The sequence below is a fragment of the Gabonibacter chumensis genome (genome assembly GCF_024741215.1).
GTDB lineage: Bacteria > Bacteroidota > Bacteroidia > Bacteroidales > Marinifilaceae > Gabonibacter > Gabonibacter massiliensis.
In genome coordinates this window covers 481565-502375 of the sequence record NZ_JANSKB010000002.1, presented here as the reverse complement: position 1 = coordinate 502375, position 20811 = coordinate 481565, and the positions used below count along the sequence as shown (strand labels likewise).

Genomic DNA, 20811 nt, shown 5'->3' with positions numbered 1-20811 from the left:
CCGGAGACTGATTATTCTCCTTTTAGCACCGATTTTCTTTCGTCTCTCTACGGGGATATTTTCAAAAAACAAAGCTTCTTTTTAAAAGGATCCAAATTGTACGAAAGAAAAACCAGTCACTTGATGTTAAATGACTGGTTCCTATCCGATCAAGCATTTTTCCGGATGAAGAGCATTTTACTCCCATTCGATGGTGGCTGGCGGTTTTGAACTGATATCATAGACGACCCGGTTGATTCCCCGTACGTTGTTTATGATTTTATTGGAAACCTTGGCTAAAAACTCATAGGGAAGATGACACCAGTCGGCTGTCATACCGTCGGTGGACTCAACCGCCCGTAAAGCCACTACGTTCTCGTAAGTACGTTCGTCTCCCATGACACCCACGCTCTTGATAGGTAAAAGGATGGTTCCGGCTTGCCATACCTGATGATACAATCCCTCTTCCTGAAGCATGGTAATATAGATATGATCCGCTTCTTGCAAGAGACGTACTTTTTCTTTCGTTATCTCTCCGAGTATACGAATTGCCAAACCGGGACCGGGGAAAGGATGACGCTGCAGAAACTTATCGGCCAATCCGAGGCCCTTACCTACTCTCCGTACTTCATCTTTAAAAAGTAGCCGCAAAGGCTCTACGACCTTCAATTTCATATATTCGGGAAGTCCTCCCACGTTATGATGAGATTTAATCGTCTGCGAAGGACCGTTTACCGATAAAGATTCGATCACATCGGGATAAATAGTTCCTTGTCCCAACCATTTTGCATCCTCCACTTTCCGGGATTCGGCATCAAATACATCTACAAAAGTACTTCCTATGATTTTGCGCTTTTTCTCCGGTTCTTCCACTCCTGCCAGTCTGGAAAGAAAAAGATCCCCCGCATCCACTCCAATGACGTTTAATCCCAATTCTTTATAATTTTCCAACACGGAAGAGAATTCATTCTTTCGCAATAAACCGTTATCCACAAAAATGCAAGTGAGATTTTTTCCGATCGCCCGGTGCAGCAGCATGGCCGCAACAGTAGAGTCAACACCTCCGGATAAGCCCAGGATCACCCGGTCATTCCCGATTTTAGTCTTCAAATCGGCTACCGTTGTTTCGATAAAGGAATCCGGCGTCCAATCTTGTTTACAACCGCATATACCGACGACAAAATTCTTTAGTAACTCTTTTCCCTCGATACTATGATACACTTCAGGGTGAAATTGTATGCCGTAAGTTGTCTCCCCCTCGACACGATAGGCAGCATGAGTCACGTCACGCGTGCTTGCCACTACTTTATAATGGGCCGGTAAAAATTCGATGGTATCCCCGTGAGACATCCATACCTGAGAATGGTCGCTTATACCCGTAAACAAAGAACAAGTTTTATCCACGAAAGACAAATTCGCCCTCCCGTACTCTCTCTTGTTAGAAGCCTTTACCTCCCCACCGAAATAGTGAGCCAGGTATTGAGCCCCGTAACATACGCCGAGCAAGGGTAATTTACCTTTAATAGCGGACAAATCGGGTTTAGGAGCCTTCTCGTCCCTTACCGAGAAGGGACTACCTGATAAAATAACTCCTTTCACAGAAGCATCCGGAACCGGATAATGATTATAAGGATAAATCTCACAATAGACATTCAACTCTCTTACTCTCCTGGCAATCAATTGAGTATATTGAGAACCGAAATCCAGTATTAAAATTTTTTCTTGCATTTGAACAGCTTATTGATTTGCGCACAAAGATAACTTTTTCCGTTGAAAGTTAAAAATGAAAACTCTACTGTGTTTACAAATCTTTCCGCCTTTTTTCATATTAAAAAACGTATCTTTCGTCATAAAGCAATCCCGACACCTTTACATCGGGTATCGAATCCCTGCCCATACAGGATAGTACGCACATGTTTTTTTACCAAACACCGAACGTTTTTCCATAAAATTCGTAAATTCGTAGCAAAACCTTTAAAATCTTGATAATGCATACGAATACGAGAGACGGTTTCGGTTCCAAATTCGGAGCTATCGCCGCGTTAGCGGGTTCAGCCGTGGGATTGGGAAACATCTGGAAATTCCCTTACGAAGCTGGTAATAACGGAGGAGGAGCCTTCCTGCTGGTATATGTATTTTTTACCGTTGCCATCGGATTGCCGGTTATGCTCTCGGAATTCGCCATAGGTCGACATTCCGGACGAAACGCTTTCGGAACCTTCATGGCTTTAGGCGGCAAAACCCATTGGCGACATTTCGGTATTCTCGTTTTGTTAGCAGCCTGTATGATTCTCTCTTTTTACGGTACGGTCGCAGGTTGGACACTGGAGTACGTGATCAAATCCTTCACCTATTCGTTGAACGGATTATCTGGCACGGAACTGAACACCCTCTTCTCCGATTTTATCAGCAATCCTTATAAGCCGGTTATCTGGCAAATCATCTTTATGATATTGACGGGCTTTATCGTCTTAGCCGGTATAAAAAAAGGCATCGAACGATACACGAAAATGATGATGCCGTTACTCTTTATCATCATTGTCATTCTTTGTATCCGGGCATGTACTTTGGACGGAGCCTCCGAAGGCCTGAAGTTTTTATTTCTTCCTAAATTTTCGGAATTATCCGCACAAGGAGTTCTTTCGGCCTTGGGGCAGGCATTCTTTTCCCTCTCCATCGGCATGGGTGTATTACTCACCTATGCTTCCTATATCCCAAAATCGGAAAATCTGACGTCAATCTCCATTCAAGTAATTTGTGCCGATACAGCCATTGCCCTTTTGGCCGGAATCGCCATATTTCCCGCCGTGTTTGCCTTCAATATAAGTCCCGATTCCGGACCGGGGTTGGTATTTTTAACCTTGCCCCAAGTATTTCAAAGTATGGCCTTCGGACAACTTTGGGCTATTCTCTTCTTCCTGCTTCTGACGATGGCCGCCCTGACCTCTTCCATCTCATTACTGGAAGTAATCGTCGCTTTTTTCGTGGAAGAAAGGAAAATGACAAGACGAAAAGCCACTATGCTCTCCACTTTTATCGTAACCTTTTTCGGAGCGATCTGTACGCTCTCGTTCGGACCTTTAGGAAAATTGCATATCGCGGGTCTGACCCTATTCGAAATATTCGATTTCGTGAGTTCCAATATACTTCTCCCGTTAGGCGGAATCTTGTTATCTGTTTATGCGGGTTGGAAATTCGACCGCCATCTGCTGGAAGCAGAGCTGACGAATAACGGGAAATTAAAATTACGTCTTTTTAAACCGTTGGTGTTTATTTTAAAATACATCGCACCGCTCTTTATCTCGATTATTCTTTTGCATGCTCTCCATCTCTTTTAAGAGCGTAAAAAACAAGACGCCGCTTTTTCCGGATCAAAAGAGGAAACGACCATAAACGATCGCCACCGGCTTAACAAAAGAGGATATATTTCCGAACTATATCCGACCTGTTATTATTCCTCTTCTTCCAAGTAAATAGTATAACGATTCCAAAAATCATGGTCTGTTTTCATATCCTCGTAATACGTACGCCCGTCAATCGCCTCCACATTACTTATACCGACGCGGGTCGTCTGGTATTGTAATTCTCCTTTTACTACATCCTTGCCTTCATGATAGGAATACACCATACTGACACCGCTAAGGAAATAATAGGAGCTGATCTTTTTATAATTCGTGGTAATAGTCGTTACCACATTGGATTTCGCACCTCCTTCGATCGGCAATAAATTGCGTCCCATCCGATTGAATCCGGCAGAACGAATGTGCATCACATTCTTGAGGACAGCTGCATTTTTCATATTGATATAGATCTCTCCGCTGTATTGCGTGACAGAAGCATCTCCGGCATTCGATAGAGTAGGTTTTTTACATTCGTACCCGATCACCTGAACCGAATCTCCGTCATATAAAATAATGCCTTTGTTTTTTAACGTGTAATCCCGCAAATTCTGAATATCCAATATGTTCCGGGTATTTCGAACGACATCGGCAGAGATGATATCGTCAAAATAGATCATTCCGTCAGCCACGGATACGGCTTCCTCACTCCGGCGAACCTGAGTAAACTTATAATTCAATGCGAGAAAATTCTCTTCGACATTACTCCGTTCGTATCCGTTCTTATCGTATATTTTTACTATTGCCTCTTTTGATTTTCGCTCCCCGTCGTTTACCCGGATTCCGTACTCGAAATACCCTTCGTAATTATAGGCCCGCGGAATATAATTCAATCCGATATTAGCGACAGCCCTCTCTAATAATTTTTTAAACACCAAGGATTCTGCTGTCACATCAACCGTTTTAATACCGTAAGTCGTAGGTTGCAAAAGAATTTCAACCTTTCCTTTATCCTTTACATCATATACTTTACACTCTTTACTTCCGTATCCGATAGCCGAAACCTTCAGTACGTGCGAAATACATCTCTCCGGAATAATCAATTCAAATTGTCCGTCTATATCGGAGGCGACCCCCAACACCGTTCCCAATACCCCCAAGTTGGCAAAAGCGATCGGTTCCCGTGTCTTTTCATCCAAAACAACTCCTTTTATCCTGATTTTTCCATCATCATCTTGAGCCTGAACGAAAGAAAACACACCGAAAAATAACACCAGCAACAAGAATATCTTTTTATTCATACCTAATAATCTACATGTTCAACAATAAATCATCCTTGCAAATATACAGGATATAAATCTTATTTCAGACATATCAACAAATAAAAATAGCTTTTATCCTCGAAAATGACGGAAACAATCTTCATCAGAAAAAGATTATTTTCAACCGAATGAACATCTGCCGCTTTTTTTGTTATACACAAATATTTTCGTTACTTTTGTCTCCATGATGAAAATCGGAGCGAAAGATTCCCCAACGGCTAATTCGGTTTAGCCTAATGATAAGCAATTAGGAATCAATCGCTCAAAGTACAGAAATTATAATTTGTAACCTTTAAATATTTCGATATGAGAAGAGCGTTATTTTACATTTCAGGCATTTTAATGATAACCGTGTCTCTTTCTTCCTGCGTCTCGAAAAAGAAATTCGAAGAGTTGGCAAGAGCTAAAAGAAGTAGCGATCGAGAGGTCGTAAATCTGCAAAACGATAAAAAGAGAATGGAAGCCGAAATACTGAAAATGAAAAATGATTTCAATGCCATCCGATATCAGTTAACAGCTAATATCGCTGCAAAAGATAAACAGATTGACGCCTTATATACTAAACTTCGCGTATTGGAAACGAAAGAATCGGCATTGAAATCAGAACTAAAAGACGTTTCGGATCAAGTAAAATATAAAGAACAAAACAGTAATGTTCAACTGGAAACGTTGGAAAACCAACTAAAAACAGTGAAGAACGAACGGGATCAATTAAAAAAAGAGTTAGCCGAACTAAAAACAAGTTCGGAGTGGGATAACCGAAAACTAAAAAGTGAGATCGAAACGATTAAATCCAACATTCAATTTAAAGATAGCGAAATAACCCGGTTGGAAAAGGAAATAAAAAGTATAAAAAATCAATTGGCTGCAAACAAAAAACTTTTATCCCAAAAAAACCAAGAGGTAGAGAAACTGAGCAATCAGGTTAAGTTGTTGAAAAAAGAATTGGGGAAATAAAAAATGATCTATATAATTTTGAGTGTAATAGGGCTGCTAATCATAGTTGCCCTATTTACATTCTTCCAAAAAACAAAAAACGAGGTCCGGGAAAAAGAACCGGTCACTCCTCCGGTAGAATGCTGCGGAGCGCATGCCATATGCGAGAAAGGGCTTAAGAAAATAACCGAAAAAATCGATTATTTTGACGATGAAGAGTTGGACCGATTCCGAGGGATTCCGTCTGATACTTATAAAGACGAAGAGATCGACCTCTTTCGGGAAGTTTTATACACCTTACGTCCTGAAGAGATAAACGATTGGCTGATCAGTTTGGAAAAAAGAGAGATCGAGATCCCGGATGTTTTAAAACAAGAATTAAACTGATTCCATCTCTTTTAATCCCCTGAACACTTCGCGGGCTATTTTGCATTGAAGACAACGACGTTTTTCGCAATACTCCTCCCTAATCTGTAAAAGAGCTTGACTTTGTAGGGCCGTTTGAATCGTCATACCGTATCGTTGCCATTGACGGGTTATACGATTCTTTTCCGCTCTCAGTCCATCCAACCACCTCAACGCTTTTTCGCAATAATGCTCTTCTCCCCTTTCCTTACCATACACGAACAGTAAAGGAATAACCGCATTAATCAGAACAACGTCTTTCATGGCCTCCCCTATCTTTTTCACCCTGTAAGGAGAAACAACGTTGAAACGATAATGCGTATTCCAATAAACAGAAGTCTTCGCATCAAATAGTTCTTTGGCTTTCGGAAGCGAGTGAATTTCCAAAAAAGCGGAAAACAAAGACTGAAAACGATGCATCATCCCGGCAAGCAAAGCCAAACGAACCGACGGAAAATTGATAGGACGAACACGCATAAACCTCCATTGAAAAACCTCCATCCGTGCCAATTCAAACTTCGCCGACTGATACGCGTATTCCCGTTGTAAGGAACTCCTGTATTCGTCCGATTCGAACCCCTCCTCCAGAAAACCGGAAGATCCGAACAATAGAGCCTCAATCTTGAACAGCGAGTCTCCGCAACGCAAAATTTTCTTGTAAGGAAGATATTCGGCCAACAAAGAAAAGGCATCGGCATTCACGTTTCCTGACCAATATTTCAGCAACAGACGATAAAAACACTCTTCCCAATCGTTCTGATTCCGGATCAACATCTCTTTTATCTCATGACACTTCCTTTCCAAACGCTCTACGGCGTATCCTGAAAGAATAATCTCTTTCCCGTATCTACCTACGTGTTTTAAATGCCGATGACAACGAGGTGTTACCGGTATGCCCCGCATATAGACATATTCATCCCATAACCTTTTATCAAATCCTAAAATAACGGATTCTATTTTAATTCCTTTACTGCTATATACGTCTTTATCGGCAACCTCTACGATAGAAAGGATCACATTGTCATAAGCCGGATCTTCATGATGACGGTGATGATACCAATCGCTTCCTCTTTGATGTATCTCAACGTTTCCCACCAAAACGATACCGTCGATTTCAATTCTGGCACAAAAAAAATCAGGTCCCGAATCGAGATTCTGAGTCCCGACATGTAGAATCCGAATCTGCTTTTTTCCGGCAGAAAAACAGACGGATTCCCGAAAAAGAGAATTTGCCCATACGTATTGTAAGAATTCCTCATTCATGTTCTAACATTGAGATGGTTTCTACGAAATTACAATTTTCTTTACAAAAAATCAACTGCTAAATTTTTAAAAAAAGCTCAACCATTACCAAGGTTTGGTTTATTATCTTTATCTTTGCTTGCAGAATAAAAAAAACAGAAAACGGAGGAAACCAAACGTAAAAAAACTATGGAAGAGAAGAAATTAATCAAGGATAAGAAAGACAAAACCTTATGGGTTATCATTGGAGCTTTATCCCTTGTACTTATTGTACTTTTTATATTTTTTTTGATAGAAAGAAGTGAAAATAAAGCGAATATGCTTGCAATCACGTCGGAGAAAGAAGCGTTGGAACAAGAATTGACGGATTTAAGTCATAATTACGATAATTTAAAAACGGATAACGATACATTAAACGCCAAACTGACCCATGAACAGGAAAAGATCACCCATTTACTGGAAAGGATGAAGGAATTTAAAAATAATTCATACGCTGAAATCAATCGGTACAAACGGGAAATAAACACGCTGAAGGGTGTCCTCAGAAGTTACGTGGTTCAAATCGACTCCTTAAATCAATTGAACAAGAAGTTACTGGCAGAAAACACGGAGGTAAAAAAACAGATGAACTGGGTAAGGGAGAAGAGCCAGAAATTAGAGAAAAAAACAGAATTAATGGCCGAAACACTGGAGAAAGCAAGTACCCTCTCCGCAGAAAATATAAACATTTATCCCATCAACAAGAGAGGCAAAGAGACATCGGTAAAGAAATGCTCCCAATTAAAGACCGATTTTGTCATCGCGAAAAACATTACGGCTAAAAGAGGACCGAGACTTATCTATTTGCGACTGACGCGTCCTGACGGAAAAGTAATCGCGGCCTCGGACAAGTCATTCTTCAAGTATCAGAATACAAGCCTCACCTACTCCGCCAAACGGGAAATAGAATACGAGGGTGAACGTTTGGAGATTTCCATCTACTGGCCGAACGACGGAAGTCTGGTAAAAGGAAAATATATCGCAGACCTTTTTAGTGACAACCAACAAATCGGATCTACTGAATTCATACTGAAATAGGAATATTAAATTATATAACACATGAAAACAGATATCGAAATTGCTAATTCGGTAGCTCTAAAACCTATTTACGAAATTGCAGATAAATTAGGTATCGAAAGAGATTTACTCGAACCGTACGGCAAATACAAGGCGAAATTACCGTTAAGTCTTATAGATTTTGATAAGATAAAGGGTAAGAAATTAGTTTTGGTATCGGCAATTTCTCCTACCCCGGCGGGAGAAGGAAAGACGACCATATCCATCGGACTAACCGAAGGATTGAACCGCATCGGTAAAAAAACGACGGTCGTTTTACGCGAACCCTCTTTGGGACCGGTATTCGGTATCAAAGGCGGTGCCACGGGAGGAGGGTTCTCTCAAGTAGTACCGATGGAAGATATCAATCTACATTTCACGGGTGATTTTGCAGCCATCGAAAAAGCGCATAACCTATTGGCAGCTTTGATTGACAACAACATACAGAGTAAAACACACTCCTTAAACATCGATCCGCGAACGGTTACTTGGAAAAGAGTGATGGACATGAACGATCGTTCCCTGCGTCACATCATCGTGGGGTTGGGCGGAACGACAGCCGGTATTCCGCGGGAGACCGGTTTCGATATCACGGCCGCATCCGAGGTGATGGCTATACTATGCCTCTCGGATGACTTTGAAGATTTGAAGAATCGGTTAGGTAATATATTCATCGGATATACGTTTGACAAAAAGCCCATATACGCCCGCGATCTTCAGGCTAACGGAGCAATGGCAGCCTTATTGAAAGATGCGATAAAACCCAACCTCGTCCAAACGATGGAAGGAAATCCCGCCATTATTCACGGAGGACCTTTTGCCAACATAGCACAGGGAACCAACTCGATCATCGCGACACGCATGGGACTGACACTTTCTGATTTCGTGGTAACGGAAGCCGGATTCGGTTTTGATTTAGGCGCGGAAAAATTCTTTGACATCAAATGCGTTAAAGCCGGTCTGGAACCGAGTGCCGTGGTCTTGGTTGCTACCGTAAGAGCATTGAAATACCACGGAGGCGTTAAAATAGACCAGTTGAAAGAACCTAACGTGGAAGCATTGAAGAAAGGGATAGGTAATCTCGAGAAACAGGTTGAAAACATGAAAAAGTTCAACATTTGTCCGGTCGTGGCAATCAATAAATTCGAATCCGACACGGAGGAAGAGATCGCTTATTTGGCCCAGAAATGCAATGAACTGGAAGTTCCCATGGAGGTGGCGGAAGTTTGGGCAAAGGGAGGAGCAGGAGCTGAAAACCTGGCGAAACTTGTTGCTAAAGTGGCCGAGCAATGCAGCTGTACCTTAAAACCCCTTTACAAGTGGGAATGGAGCGTCGAAAAGAAAATCGAAACGGTAGCGAAAGAACTTTACGGGGCTGCTGCTATCGATTACACGAGTGAGGCTAAAAACGATTTGAAAAAAGTAATGAATTTAGGATTAGACAAACTGCCGGTTTGTATTGCAAAAACTCAAAAATCATTATCCGATAATCCGAAACTGTTAGGTCGTCCGAAAGATTTCGTGGTCACCGTGCGACAAATCGAAATCGCCTCCGGAGCCGGATTTATCATTCCGATTACAGGAAGTATCATGAGAATGCCCGGTCTACCCGATATCCCTGCCGCTGAAAAAATCGATATTGACAACAACGGGAAGATTACCGGTCTGTTCTAATAAAATAATAAAACGAAAGTGGGAGAACCAAATCCTCTCCCACTATATTTTACGACACTACCAAAGGCGATGGATCCGATACACCTCGAAAAAATTCCACACCTGTCTGAAACTACTCATTCGCTTGCTCGAATAGGTAGCTTAATGGATGAAAAATGTATTTTTCTTCCTGTCGATCAGGTAAACTGGAAAAATTCATACCAGAGTATTCCTTGCGTACGATGCAAAATAGCTTACAACGAACAAGCTCTATTCCTGAAATTCCAGGTGGAGGAAACCGCCTTCAGAGCCCAAGAAGTAAGCGATAACGGAAACATATGGGAAGACTCTTGCGTAGAATTTTTCATACAGCCCCTACCCTTCTCGCCTTTTTATTACAATTTCGAATTCAATGCCATAGGTGCATTGTTAATAGGCTATGGCACGGGACGGAACGACCGGATTCTGGCGGATTCCGTTATTACAAATTCAGTTCGTAGGGAGATCCAACTATCCGTCTCCCGCGGAGGAGGTAAAAAAGACTCTTTTTGTTGGGAACTGACGGCCGAAATCCCTTTTACCGCTTTATTCAAGACGAATTTTGCACCGCAAGAAGGTACGATCGTAAAAGCCAATATCTACAAATGCGGCAATAAATTGCCTTTTCCCCATTTTTTATCCTGGCGACCCATTCATACCGAACAACCTGATTTTCACCGAGCGGATTTTTTTGGTTCATTGATTTTTTAATTGATACAAAATGAAAACCGGAACGATTATACTATTAGTAGGATTAGGCTATATATGGCTAAACGATCTTTTTCTCTACCTCGAAATCAAACGTTACCTGAAAAGTAAAACGGGAAAAATTCTATACATGATACACTCGTTGCTTTTTATCATCGGGTTGTTAAGTTATCATTTTATTATTCCCCGGATAAAATCCCCGGAAGCCTATTTTTGGTTTGGAAAAGGGATCGCTGTTTTATTTTTATGTTATGCCCCCAAAACAATCTATATCGTATTGAATGGTATCGCCTTAATGGTCAGACGCCTGAAACTGTTCTCAGGCATTATCCACTATTTCGCTTTCGGATCGAGTGTCTTGGTTTTCTCCGTTATTTTCTATGGAATAACGTGGGGAAGATACGATTATAAAGTGGTCAAACAGGAGGTATGCATAAAAGAGTTACCGGACACCTTCGACCATTTTCGTATCGTGCAATTAACGGATCTTCATCTGGGGAGCTACCGGAAAGGATATGTCGGTATATCTAAACTCGTCCAAAAAGTAAACGCTCTCCAACCGGATTTAATTGTTTTTACCGGAGATATGGTTAATAATTTCGCCTCTGAAATGACTCCCTGGCAAGATACGTTAAAATTATTAACCTCCCGCTATGGAAAATACGCGATAACGGGAAATCACGATTACGGTCACTATACGCGTTGGAAATCGGAAGATGATCGCAAGGAGAACCTCGTCCAATTTTTTAAGAATATGCGAGATATGGGCTTTCATATGTTGAATAACACGAATATACCGCTCATTATTCAAACGGACACGATTTATTTGTCGGGAGTTGAAAACTGGGGACTACCTCCTTTCCCTCAATATGGAAAACTCCCCGAAGCTCTGCGAGGAACAGAAGGCCACGTGGTGATTCTCCTTTCTCACGATCCATCCCATTGGCATCAGGAAGTAATTTACCATCCCGTGGCTTTAACTTTGGCGGGGCACACGCACGCGATGCAAATGGGAATCCGAATAGGTCGTTTCCAATGGAGTCCCTCCCAATACATCTATCCGGAATACAACGGTCTTTACAAACACGATCGTCATCAACTCTATGTATCCCGAGGTGCAGGTTACTTGGGATTTCCCGGACGCATAGGTCAACGTCCGGAAATCACGTTAATAGAATTAACAAATGATTGCAAACAATGAAAGTAAACAAGAAGAAGTCGTTTAGTACGAAACTGACCATATACATTATTTCAGTCTGTGCTGCCATATACGTGATAATCTTTATCATGCTGTACGTGATTCCTAAAATTTCACAATACAAGACGGTAGTCACCTATGCCGAGATGATTACGGAAAAGGTATCCGAAAGAATCTTGGAACAAGGCAAAAACATTGAGCGGATCAACTCCATGTTCAAATTAGAACACATGAAAAACTTATTGATCTCCGAAGACACCTCTCTTTACGTTCAAGTGTTGAAAAATACGCCTGAATTATGCGGATTAGCCATAGAGTTCGCCCCGGAATACAGAGACTACGATATCTATGTTTATCAAAATAACAATCAAATTCTTGTCAAGAAACTCAATCATTCCGAAAAGCATTTTTCCGATGAACGACTTCATGCTCAAACCTTTCAGAAAAAAGGATCTTATTGGAGCCGCCATTATTCCGATACGCTGTTCGTAAAACAGCGCATATTCTCCCGTTACGAACCGATTTACAATGTAGCCCAAACTTTTATCGGCTATCTCCGCTTAGACATCCCTATCAAAGAATTTACCAAATTTGTTCGAGATCTGAAATTATATCAAACAGGATATTGTTACCTGTTAAATCAGGAAGGAATCATTCTTTCTCATCCCAATCACGAGATAAAACGATATGCCAACATCTGGCAATACGCCAAAGCCAAAAATATCGATTACGATAAGATTGTCAACCGCATCGTAAAAGGAGAAGATGGTACCGATAAACTTACTGTAGAAGGAAAGAACTTTTTCATTCATTTTAAACGTTTGCCTCATACCAATTGGTCGTTGGTAACGCTTTGCCCGTTTAACGAAGTATATAACTCCATATCCAACATCAATGACCTGATTCTAATCGGATGTTTCATCTGCCTGCTCCTGCTCTTTTGGATCATTATCCGCATTATCAGGCAAGTGTTTAAACCGTTACGGCAATTCGCAACCGTCACCCGTACGATTGCAGACGGTAATTTCAATGTTCCCATACCGGAAACAAACGATAACGACGAGCTGCGGGAACTGCGGAACTCATTTATGTATATGCAACATCGAATTATCGAATCCATCAAAAACCTGAAAAAGACAACGATGGAGAAAGAAAAGTTTGAAAGTGAAATTCGGGTTGCACAAAACATTCAGGAACAATTTTTACCTACCTCGAATAAACTGGACAAAGAACACATCTCCCTCTATTCCGTGCTGGAACAATCAAAAGCGGTAGGAGGAGATATGTACAGTTACCTCGTCAAAAACGACCTGCTCTATTTCACGGTAGGAGATGTACGGGGTAAAGGAGTCCCGGCCGCACTCTATATGGCCTCTGTCTGCACGTTATTCAACTATATGGCAACCTCGAAACAATCTTCAGCCAGTATATGCAACACGCTCAATGATTACTTATGCAGCAATTTGAACGAAGACATGTTCATAACGATGTTTGTGGGTATTTTAAATTTAAAAACTGGCCTGTTAAATTACACGAATGCAGGACATCCTTACCCCATCGTTCAAAGGGAACAAAGAGAGAAAAGTATGTTTCTGGAAGAGGCCTTGGACATTCCTATCGGGATTATGAAAAATGCTTATAAAGACACACATCTTCAACTCTACCCGGGCGATACTCTCCTCATCTACACGGACGGAATCAGCGAAGCACAAAACGAAGCCCGGGCGTTTTACGGCAAAGAAAGATTATTGCAATTCGTCAAAACCCTTCAAACCAAAACCCCTGAAGAGCTGATCGACGAAATTTTGGCAGATCTGATTAATTATATCGGAGACATGGACGAAGCCGATGACTTAACCATGTTGTCTATAAAGTACTTGAAAAACGATCAAATTATTTACTTTTAAAATCACGATCCAATACCTGAAGATAAGCTTTAACCAATTCTCCGGCTTCAGGATTCACGTTATTACCCAGATTCCGTTTGGTTCCCAACTCGTAAATATAAGCTCCATCGCCGTTAACTACGGCTATCGCGTTGGGATAAGCGTAAAAAGCAAAGGGTATCGCGGAAGGATTCAATAGATTCTTACTATATTTAAAAGCAGAAGCGTCCATTCCCAATTGGGCGTACAAGGTCGCTACCATATCGGTCTGCGAGCCGATAGTGGAGACGACCGAATCTCTCACCGACATGACTCCCCCCGTAAAGACCATCGGAATTTCATAAGCTTCAGGAACAAACGGTTGCAAAGGCCCGATGTGTCGCGTTCCATGATCTGCAATCAACACGAAAAGCGTATTGTCCCATATTCCGGCCTTCTTGCACTTTTGAAAGAATTTTCCCAGACACGTATCGGTGTATGCTATCGCATTCTTCAATTTGGAACCGTTATCTTCTCCCGGAAACCTCGTCTCCATCGGGACGACAAAGGGTTCATGGCTACTCATGGTAAACGCCATATAAAGATAAGGTGTCGGGGCTTTCAACAGGTCTTCATACAAACGATCCAACATATAACCGTCGTGTACTCCCCATTTAAAACGATTTTCAATAGCTTCTCCGGAAAAATCATCTTCGGTTACACTCTCCTGAAAACTCATGGTAATATAAGAGCGGAAACCGCCGAAATTCAAATCCCCGGCATAATAAAAACGGGTAGCATATCCCTCCTGCTCGAAATCGACCGGGAAACGAGGATGACCGTATGTTTTATTGGGATACTTCAACATGGATACCTTCGGATAGGAAGGGAAACCACCGATAACTCCCTGAATACCTCGATCCGAACGGTTTCCGGTAGCGTAAACGCGAGAAAAGAAAATCCCTTCCTTGGCAATGGCCTTTAGATTAGGCATAGCCTCTAAGGCCCGAGAAGTGAATGTTTCCAATAAAAATACAACTATATTTGGACGTTCCGTCTTCAACACCTTCGGGAAATTTCCCCGTTCCGTATAAATACTATCCACCAATTGTTGCGCTCTCTCTAATGGCATGAAATCATAAGAATCCTTTAATTTCCCCATATGCATCACCTCATAGAGAAAATTCCAAACCGGATTTACCGCGGCTTGATTGGCATACATGTTTTTATTGTTAAAAAACACGAAGCTGACATTCATCGGGGCAACATTAAACCCACCCCTTACGGGAATGATCATAATCCCCCCCAATAATATATACACGATACTCTGCCACCACTTATCTTTTCCTTGTTTCAAACCCGTCGAAATCCATCCGCGATATAAACAATAGAAACCCGCGACCAAAAGAACGCACAACAGGACTAAAACCGCAATGAGCCACACCGGAGTCGAAGCCATTGCATCTCCCGGTGTTTTCAAATAAGTCAAAGGCGTGGAGTCCATATGGTATCCCCAATTTTTAAAAAGTTCCAAATCTCCGCATACGATCAAACTACTCACCGTCAGCAATAAAATCGTCAATACGGCATATACGACTTTCAATACTTTTACCGGCAAAAATATTCCGACAGCCATAACGACACAGGCTAACATCATCACGTATCCGCCATAAGAAAGATCCATTCGGAATCCTCCGATAAAAATCATGAAATAGTCATGCAGAGTCAACGAAACGGTCTCCTGATATTGATACAATAAAAACAACACCTTCGCCACCAGAGCAAATACGATCCACAACAGATAATATTTCAGTAGAAACAATAATTTTGCCTTCATGATTTACTTATTCCGATTAAAAAGGTGCGTCGTTCGTGTTGACAGCACGTTCAAAACTTGCGCCTCCTTCTTTAAAATCCGTATTCAGGGGCTCTATCGGTAAGGTGTCCTCGTTCATTTTGGAACTGAACGTTCTCGTCACGACATCCGTATTCTCAAAAGCAAAAGGCGAAGTTCTTTCCAAATCACAAAATTGAGCCAACTCGTTCCTGAAACGTAATTGCACCTCTCCGACGGCTCCGTTACGATGCTTGGCAATAATGATATCCGCTATCCCCTTTAAACTGTTTCCCATACTGTCCTCCAAGATTCCGTATCTTTCCGGACGATGAATGAATAGTACCATATCCGCATCCTGTTCAATGGCTCCGGATTCGCGCAAATCCGATAACATGGGTTTTTTAGACTCTCCCGTACGTTGTTCTACACCCCGGTTCAACTGAGACAACGCTATGACCGGAATATTCAACTCCTTGGCTATAATTTTCAACTGGCGGGAAATCATACTCACCTCCTGTTCCCGGTTACCTCGCATATCGGCTCCCGCGGTCATTAACTGCAAGTAATCGATAATCAAAACCTTTATACCGTATCGCTGTTGCAAACGCCGGCATTTGGCCCTCAATTCAAATATGGAGAGCGCAGGCGTGTCATCCACGTAAATCGGAGCATTCATCAACGCCCGTATCTTGGCATGAAGTTGCTGCCATTCGTCATCCGTCAATCGTCCGTTTCGTATTTTTTCAGATCCTAATTCCGTCTCGCTGGCGATCAAACGGTTCACTAATTGCACCGAAGACATCTCTAACGAGAACAAAGCGATGGGCTGCTTATGCATAACAGCCATGTTTCGAGCCATAGACAAAACAAAAGCCGTCTTACCCATGGAAGGACGGGCTGCTATAATCACGAGATCCGAAGGTTGCCAGCCGGAAGTGATTTCATCGAGAGCGGTAAAACCGGAAGGAATTCCGCTTAAACCGTCAGGACGTTTCCCGGCCAACTCGATCCCCTTGAGCGCTTCGTCGATAATGGCATTAATTGCCGTCGTCTCCTTCTTTATATTACCTTCGGCTATCTCAAAAACGGTCTTTTGGGCCATATCCACCAAATCGGCTACATCCGTGGCATCATCGTAAGCCCGATTTTGAATATCCGTACATACCCGTATCAACTCCCGCTGAATGTATTTCTGCACGATAATACGAGCATGAAACTCGATATGTGCGGCTGAGGCAACCCGGGAAGTCAATTGAGACAAATAGTAAGGTCCCCCCACCTCCTCCAAAAGTCCGAGGCGTTTCAACTCTTCGCTAACCGTAAGTAAATCGACAGGTTCGTTATTAATGGATAAATTCTGAATAGCTTGATATATCTTCTGGTGAGACTCTTTGTAAAAACAATCCGGCTTCAAGAAATCGCTCACCATAATGAAAGCATCCTTCTCCAACATCAACGAACCTAAAATCGCTTCTTCCAGATCAATTGCCTGAGGAGGCATCTTTCCGTAATCCGATTGCAATGATTTATAATTATATTCCGATCTTTTAGCCATACTTTTTTGATTTACAAAAGATGTCCAATAATAATATCTATATACCCAATTATCGAACAAACATTTGTTTCCTATTACAACATTATTCGCCGAGCTCTCTTCATTTTTATTGATTCAAAGATAGTAATTATTTTAAACTCAAAACTCGTATTGTCAAAAATGTACACCCATAGAAGAGATAGAGCTCGTAAGGTACGTAAAGTCAAAAAATTAATTTTTAATTTATGATTGTCTCGTGGATTTGCCACTTTTAAATCGTAAATCTAAAATCTTTTTAATCACGGAATCATTATATCACGGAATCACAGAATCCTTTTCAATTTACAATTGAATCACTTTCAGCTCCCTAAGTTTCCAAAAGCAACGAACGGTAGCCTCGACATCCGCCAACGCGTTGTGAGCATCGTCAAATCCCGCGCCAAACAAAACCTGATGCAATTCGGATAACTTCGGAGATTTAAAGCCCTGCTTGCCGGGCAATTTGCAGTAAGCCTTGGAAAGCTTCATCGTGCAATATTTAGGCTTCAAAAATAAGGAGGTCATCATTCTGTTCCGTTCAAATTCCGCACCCACAATACATTCGTCAAAACTAATATTATGAGCGACAAGAGCATAAGCTTCATCCATCCTATCGGAAAATAAGGTCAAAACAGATTTTATATCCTCTCCTTCGGATATCGCTTTAGCCGTTGTTATTCCGTGTATTCGCGAAGACTCTTCCGGAATCGTAAATCCTTCCGGTTTAATGATATCATTCCGTTTTTCTATGATCCCTCCTTTATCGTCACACATAACCCACGCCAATTGAACCAATCTCGGCCAATTGTCCACGTCCGTCACGGGAGCGTTCCAACGCTTCGGCAAACCCGTCGTTTCCGTATCGAAAAATAAATACATAACCATATTTTAATAGCAAGCCCCTGAAATCTCCCGAAACTTGCTTACTCGTTATCGAAACTTTTATTATACTGGTGCATAGCCCTATAACTCATTCCCATACTCGAAAATCCGCCATCATGATATAAATTCTGCATAGTCACTTTCCGCGTCAAATCCGAAAACAACGTAATACAATAGTCCGCACACTCATCTGCCGTGGCGTTCCCCAAAGGAGACATCCTTTCTGCAAAATCAATCAAAGAATCGAAACCTTTGATTCCGCTCCCGGCAGTCGTAACAGTCGGCGATTGGGATATCGTATTTACCCGGATTCGCTTTTCCCTTCCGTAAATATATCCAAAACTACGGGCAATGGATTCCAACATCGCTTTCGCATCTGCCATATCGTTATACTCGAACATCGTACGCTGTGCCGCTACATAAGAAAGAGCGACCACAGACCCCCATTCGTTGATAGCATCCAATTTTTTAGCCGTTTGCAACACCTTATGAAACGAAACGGCTGAAATATCCAAGGTTTTTTGTAAAAAATCGTAATCCAAATTATCGTATGATCGTTTTTTACGTACATTCAGCGACATAGCCACCGAATGCAGAATAAAATCGATTCTCCCTCCCAAATGATCCATGGCTTCCTTAAACAACCTTTCCAAATCCTCCGTATTCGTAGCATCTGCCGGGATCAACGGGATATTATTTTTAGCCGCAAAATCCTTCACCTCACCCATCCGAATGGATAATTCCGTGTTGGTTAAAACGATTTGAGCTCCCTCTTCCAAACACTTTTCCGCTACTTTCCAAGCAATCGATTTATCATTCAGAACACCAAAAATAATCCCCTTTTTACCTCTCAATAAATTGTAACTCATACTTAAAAATTTAATTCTACTTTGTCAAAACTTATACAAAGGTAGTTCTCTTTTTCGGAAAGCAGGAGATAAAAAACCTTTTTTAGTAAAAAGCAGTATAAAAATATCTCCTGCCGATTGGCATTTGATGGATGCTAATAACTTCGAACAAGTAAACGGGCATTTTCCAACGCCGCTTTACTGATCTCATGCCCACTGATCATTCCGGCAATCTCCCTGATTCGTTCCTCCTCATCAAGCCATTTGATGCGGGATACCGTGTTAGCTTGATCGTCTTCCTTGTATACCTTGAAATGATTCGCCCCGGCCGCCGCAATCTGAGGCAAATGGGAAATACTGATCACCTGCATCCGACAAGACATCTCCCTCATCATGGAAGCCATTCTATGAGCGATCTCTCCGGATACTCCCGTATCAATTTCATCAAAGATAATGACCGGTAATTGCCTGTTCCTGCAAAGTATATATTTCAAGGATAACATGAGTCTCGATATCTCTCCTCCCGATGCGACCTTCGACAACTCTCCCGGTTCTTGATTTTTATTTGCAGCAAACTTGAACTGCACATCGTCTTTTCCGGATGCGACGAAATGATCGAGAGGCTTGATGGAGATCGAAAATACGGCATGCTTAATTCCTAAGCCGACCAACAAGGCACGCATCTCCTCTTTCATCTCACCTTCTCCTTCCACCCGGCTTTCGTGAATCCTCCCGGCCAATTCCTCCATCTCTTTTTCCAGATCTTCTATCTTCTTTTGTAATATATCTATTTGTTCGGAAAAGGATATTATACCTTTCAACTTAACACCGATATCCTCTTTTATCCGAATTAAATCTTCTACTCCCTCCACCCTATGTTTGTGTAATAAATCATATATTACATTCAAACGCTCCTCCACGCTCTCAACCCGGTCCGGAGTATATTCTATCCGCTCTCCCAATCTCTCCGACTCATCAGCCATATCTTCCAGTTCCCAAATGATCGACTGCAACCGTTCCTCGTATCCGGCAGCCTCTTTTACGACATTTCTCAAAGCCGATATATGATTCTTAACACCTTTCAACTGTTGCACGAGCGGGGTATCGGAACCCGTTAACAGGTAGCTTAACTCAAAAAAAGTGGTTTTTATATTTTCGGCATTGGCCAACACCTTCTGCTCCTCCTCCAGCTCTCGTTGCTCTCCCGTTTTCAAATTGGCCGCATCCAACTGATTGAATTGAAATTTCAAATAATCTTCTTCCTTCTCCGCGGCAAGAACCCGCTCTTTTAACCGTGCCAATTCGGCAATCAACCTTTGACGCTCCTTATACCGGATTTGATAGGCAGCCAATAATTCCTGATTTCCACAATAACTGTCCAGCACGTTTAACTGGTATTCGGGCTGTCCGATAAGCAAAGACTGATGTTGCGAATGAATATCAATCAAAAAATCGCCCAACTCTTTCAACATCTTGTTGTTTACCGGTGTATCGTTGATAAAGGCACGGGATTTTCCGTCAACCGCAATCTCCCGGCGTACGATGACCTGCTCGTCATAATCCAACTCGTTCTCGGCGAACCAATTCTCAAGAGCATATCCTTTTACCTGATAAGTCACCTCGATAACACATTTCCGACTCTTATCCATGATAACGGAAGAATCTGCACGTTGTCCCAGGGTCAAACCGATCGCCCCCAACAATATCGATTTACCGGCTCCCGTCTCTCCGGTAATTACAGAGAATCCCCCCGCCATATTGATCTCCGTGCGATCGATCAACGCGTAATTATTTATCGTGATGCTACTTATCATAACAAATTCTTCATGACTTTAGTTTTTGCGAAAATAGCAATTATTTTGAACTTTCGATTTTCAATTTTGAATTTAAT

General features: G+C 41.8%; 16 protein-coding genes. 8 read left to right on the top strand and 8 right to left on the bottom strand.

The features are described 5' to 3' along the window. Nucleotides 1-177: 177 nt before the first annotated feature. The gene (gene guaA / locus NVS78_RS08805; RefSeq protein WP_286358865.1) at nt 178-1707 is read right to left on the bottom strand and encodes a glutamine-hydrolyzing GMP synthase; all 1530 of its coding nucleotides are present in this window, start codon (nt 1705-1707) and stop codon (nt 178-180) included. 260 nt (nt 1708-1967) lie between these two features. Between guaA and NVS78_RS08800 the strand changes: the two genes are divergently transcribed. Then, nucleotides 1968-3317: a sodium-dependent transporter gene (locus NVS78_RS08800; protein WP_286358864.1), complete on the top strand. Its 1350-nt coding sequence runs from the start codon at nt 1968-1970 to the stop codon at nt 3315-3317. 113 nt (nt 3318-3430) lie between these two features. Here the strand turns inward: NVS78_RS08800 and NVS78_RS08795 are convergent, their stop codons facing one another. Further along, nucleotides 3431-4618 carry a carboxypeptidase-like regulatory domain-containing protein gene (locus NVS78_RS08795; RefSeq protein ID WP_286358863.1) on the bottom strand — a complete coding sequence of 396 codons (1188 nt, stop codon included), beginning with the start codon at nt 4616-4618 and terminating at the stop codon, nt 3431-3433. 327 nt (nt 4619-4945) lie between these two features. Here NVS78_RS08795 and NVS78_RS08790 point away from each other — a divergent pair, with 327 nt between their 5' ends. Together NVS78_RS08790 and NVS78_RS08785 are read left to right on the top strand one after the other, a co-directional pair. After that, a complete protein-coding gene (locus tag NVS78_RS08790) occupies nt 4946-5596 on the top strand; it encodes a hypothetical protein (RefSeq protein WP_286358862.1) in 651 nt (216 codons plus the stop codon). Nucleotides 5597-5599: 3 nt separating this feature from the next. Continuing rightward, nucleotides 5600-5962, top strand: coding sequence for a hypothetical protein (locus tag NVS78_RS08785; protein ID WP_286358861.1), 363 nt, complete (start codon nt 5600-5602; stop codon nt 5960-5962). On the opposite strand, the gene NVS78_RS08780 is transcribed toward NVS78_RS08785, so the two are convergent. After that, nucleotides 5954-7243 carry a DUF2851 family protein gene (locus NVS78_RS08780; RefSeq protein WP_286358860.1) on the bottom strand — a complete coding sequence of 430 codons (1290 nt, stop codon included), beginning with the start codon at nt 7241-7243 and terminating at the stop codon, nt 5954-5956. The two genes, NVS78_RS08785 and NVS78_RS08780, sit on opposite strands and share 9 nt — an antisense overlap. Nucleotides 7244-7411: 168 nt before the next feature. On the opposite strand from NVS78_RS08780, the gene NVS78_RS08775 reads away from it, so the two are divergent. The 5 genes from NVS78_RS08775 (at nt 7412) to NVS78_RS08755 (ending at nt 13822) form a co-directional block, all read left to right on the top strand. After that, entirely contained in the window at nt 7412-8299 is an 888-nt protein-coding gene (locus NVS78_RS08775; protein ID WP_286358859.1) for a DUF8429 coiled-coil domain-containing protein, read from the top strand. A 21-nt stretch (nt 8300-8320) separates the two neighbouring features. Continuing rightward, entirely contained in the window at nt 8321-9991 is a 1671-nt protein-coding gene (locus tag NVS78_RS08770) for a formate--tetrahydrofolate ligase (protein WP_286358858.1), read from the top strand. Between the two features lie 144 nt (nt 9992-10135). Continuing rightward, nucleotides 10136-10720, top strand: a complete 585-nt coding sequence (locus NVS78_RS08765; protein WP_286358857.1) for a carbohydrate-binding family 9-like protein — start codon at nt 10136-10138, stop codon at nt 10718-10720. 10 nt (nt 10721-10730) lie between these two features. Beyond that, entirely contained in the window at nt 10731-11918 is a 1188-nt protein-coding gene (locus tag NVS78_RS08760; RefSeq protein ID WP_286358856.1) for a metallophosphoesterase, read from the top strand. Continuing rightward, nucleotides 11915-13822: a SpoIIE family protein phosphatase gene (locus NVS78_RS08755; RefSeq protein ID WP_286358855.1), complete on the top strand. Its 1908-nt coding sequence runs from the start codon at nt 11915-11917 to the stop codon at nt 13820-13822. The genes NVS78_RS08760 and NVS78_RS08755 overlap by 4 nt, the downstream gene beginning before the upstream one ends. On the opposite strand, the gene NVS78_RS08750 is transcribed toward NVS78_RS08755, so the two are convergent. From NVS78_RS08750 to recN, 5 genes are all read right to left on the bottom strand, one after another. Further along, nucleotides 13809-15617, bottom strand: a complete 1809-nt coding sequence (locus tag NVS78_RS08750) for an LTA synthase family protein (RefSeq protein WP_286358854.1) — start codon at nt 15615-15617, stop codon at nt 13809-13811. The two genes, NVS78_RS08755 and NVS78_RS08750, sit on opposite strands and share 14 nt — an antisense overlap. A gap of 16 nt (nt 15618-15633) precedes the next feature. Further along, on the bottom strand, nt 15634-17172 hold the full coding sequence (gene dnaB, locus NVS78_RS08745) for a replicative DNA helicase (protein WP_286358853.1): 1539 nt from the start codon (nt 17170-17172) through the stop codon (nt 15634-15636). 321 nt (nt 17173-17493) lie between these two features. Further along, the gene (locus NVS78_RS08740; RefSeq protein WP_286358852.1) at nt 17494-18069 is read right to left on the bottom strand and encodes a 3'-5' exonuclease; all 576 of its coding nucleotides are present in this window, start codon (nt 18067-18069) and stop codon (nt 17494-17496) included. A 44-nt stretch (nt 18070-18113) separates the two neighbouring features. Next, a complete protein-coding gene (locus tag NVS78_RS08735) occupies nt 18114-18941 on the bottom strand; it encodes an enoyl-ACP reductase FabI (RefSeq protein WP_041503685.1) in 828 nt (275 codons plus the stop codon). Nucleotides 18942-19075: 134 nt separating this feature from the next. After that, a complete protein-coding gene (recN, locus tag NVS78_RS08730) occupies nt 19076-20734 on the bottom strand; it encodes a DNA repair protein RecN (RefSeq protein ID WP_286358851.1) in 1659 nt (552 codons plus the stop codon). Between the last annotated feature and the right edge of the window lie 77 nt (nt 20735-20811).